2 protein-coding genes and 1 pseudogene are annotated in these 1,843 nt (G+C 51.2%); 2 read left to right on the top strand and 1 reads right to left on the bottom strand.

Annotated elements, in window-relative coordinates:
• A partial coding sequence (locus tag AC1DH9_RS28350; RefSeq protein ID WP_477809254.1) for a TauD/TfdA family dioxygenase occupies positions 1 to 245 on the top strand: 245 nt, incomplete at its 5' end.
• A gap of 399 nt (positions 246 to 644) precedes the next feature.
• Here the strand turns inward: AC1DH9_RS28350 and AC1DH9_RS28345 are convergent.
• Entirely contained in the window at positions 645 to 1,586 is a 942-nt protein-coding gene (locus tag AC1DH9_RS28345) for a LysR family transcriptional regulator (protein WP_427543823.1), read from the bottom strand.
• A 131-nt stretch (positions 1,587 to 1,717) separates the two neighbouring features.
• Between AC1DH9_RS28345 and AC1DH9_RS28340 the strand changes: the two are divergent.
• Positions 1,718 to 1,843, top strand: a pseudogene (locus AC1DH9_RS28340) (DUF2798 domain-containing protein); the annotation flags it as partial.

Genomic DNA, 1,843 nt, shown 5'->3' with positions numbered 1-1,843 from the left:
ACCAAGAGGGCACCGACTCGACATTGCAGACCCTGAGCCAGTCTGTGCAAGACCATGATGAGCAGGCCCAGCAGGCGCTGCTTGAACAGGTCAACGCGCTGGTTTATGACCCGGATTGCCTGATCGCCCATCAATGGAGCGAAGGTGATCTGGTGCTGATCGACAACTATCGGACGCTGCACGGCCGACTGCCGATGTCGCCGGCTTCCTCCTCGCGGGAGCTGTGGCGGGTGCAGGTTTACTAACCGTTATTGTCTGGCAGGCCCTGGGGACAGGGCCTTGCAAGAAACTCCCTTATAGGTAGTCCGTTTGACGTCATTCGGGCTGCCTTCACATTCGTTTAGCTAAACGGGTATTCGTACGAAGCAACGTGTTGAGTAAATAATTTTTCATATAAGTGATATGGAACGCCGAGGATATTTATCTCAATGCAAGGAGGCGAAAGCTCTTTCGAATAATCCAGGATGCTCACGCCAGCGCATGGAATGACCATGCCTAAAAGGTGACAGATCTGAATGGCACTTATTGAGATAGCCGTAGATGTCGATTTTCAGCGGAATTGCGGAATGGTAAGCAAGCCAGTCTGTGTCAGTGGGAATAGCGCCGCTCGGCCATTAAATTCATGAAAGCGGCAAAGTGCGGTGTCAGGACGCAGTAAAGGTATTGTTCACCGGCCAGCGCATTTCTAGACATTCACTCAAATAACTCATAAACGCTTTGACCTTGGGTGTGATGGCGGCGCGCTCTTGGACGCATACATAAATATCGAGCGGTTCAGCGTAGGCATAAGTTGAAGCGTGGCAATCTTCAAACAGAGGAACGAGTTGGCCACTCTCGATATAGGGCGCCGCCACGAACTCTGCCAAGCGGATAATTCCCGCGCCGTGGATAGCCATTTGGGCTAGAGCGTCAATATCGTCACTGATTGCGGTCGCATTGATAGTAGCGTCGTAACGTTGCCCATCCCGGATAAAAACCCAACGTAGAAAGCGTCCATCCAGCGGGTAGCGAAAGGCCAGGCAGGCGTGCTGTTGGAGTTCGTCAGGGCTGCGTGGCCAGCCGGCTCGTTCCAAATAGGTGGGGGACGCGCAGATGATAAAAGGGACCGAAACGATCTTGCGAGCGACGATCCCCTCTTCTAGTTGTGGTTTGATCCGCAGGCTCAGATCAATGCCATCTTGAATATGATTAATTTTGCGATCTGTGGTTGAGAGTTCAAGTGTCAGGCCTGGGTAACGGGTACCGAAACCGGCGATTATTGAAGCCAACACATGCCGCCCGAAAGCCGAGGTAGAAGCGATGCACAGTCGCCCTTGGAGTTGAGTCTGCGCGTTGGTGATCGCACTTTGCGCCGATTCGAGATCACGCGCTATGCGCTTCACTTTTTCGTAGTACACCGCGCCGCTCTCGGTTAACACCATGCTACGTGTGGTGCGCTGGAGAAGGCGTGTGCCTAGATGGGTTTCCAAGCGATTTATGGTCTGGCTAACGGCTGCTGCACTGACACCCAGGGTTTTGGCTGCGCCCACGATGGAGCCCGCGTCAACCACCTTGATAAAGCTATCAATCGCACCTAACAGGTTCATCTTTAGCCCAATGGGAAAAATCATTCATAAGATTTTCTTTATAAAGTAATTACCTTTAATCGTCTAGTTGCTGATTTTTGATCTTGTTATGGTACTCGTTACCTATCAATGGACGATCAAAAAGGTCTGATATGAATCCCCAAGCACCCTCTAAAACTCTATTTTTCAACCGGCGCAAACTCTCGGCTCGCACGACTCATTATATTTTTGCACTCTATATGGCCACCATCATGGCGTTCTTGATGTCACTCGTGATC

It is taken from the genome of Pseudomonas sp. 05T35 (genome assembly GCF_056396605.1).
Note: the sequence above shows the minus strand (reverse complement) of the source record. Positions and strands in the feature narration are given on the sequence as shown.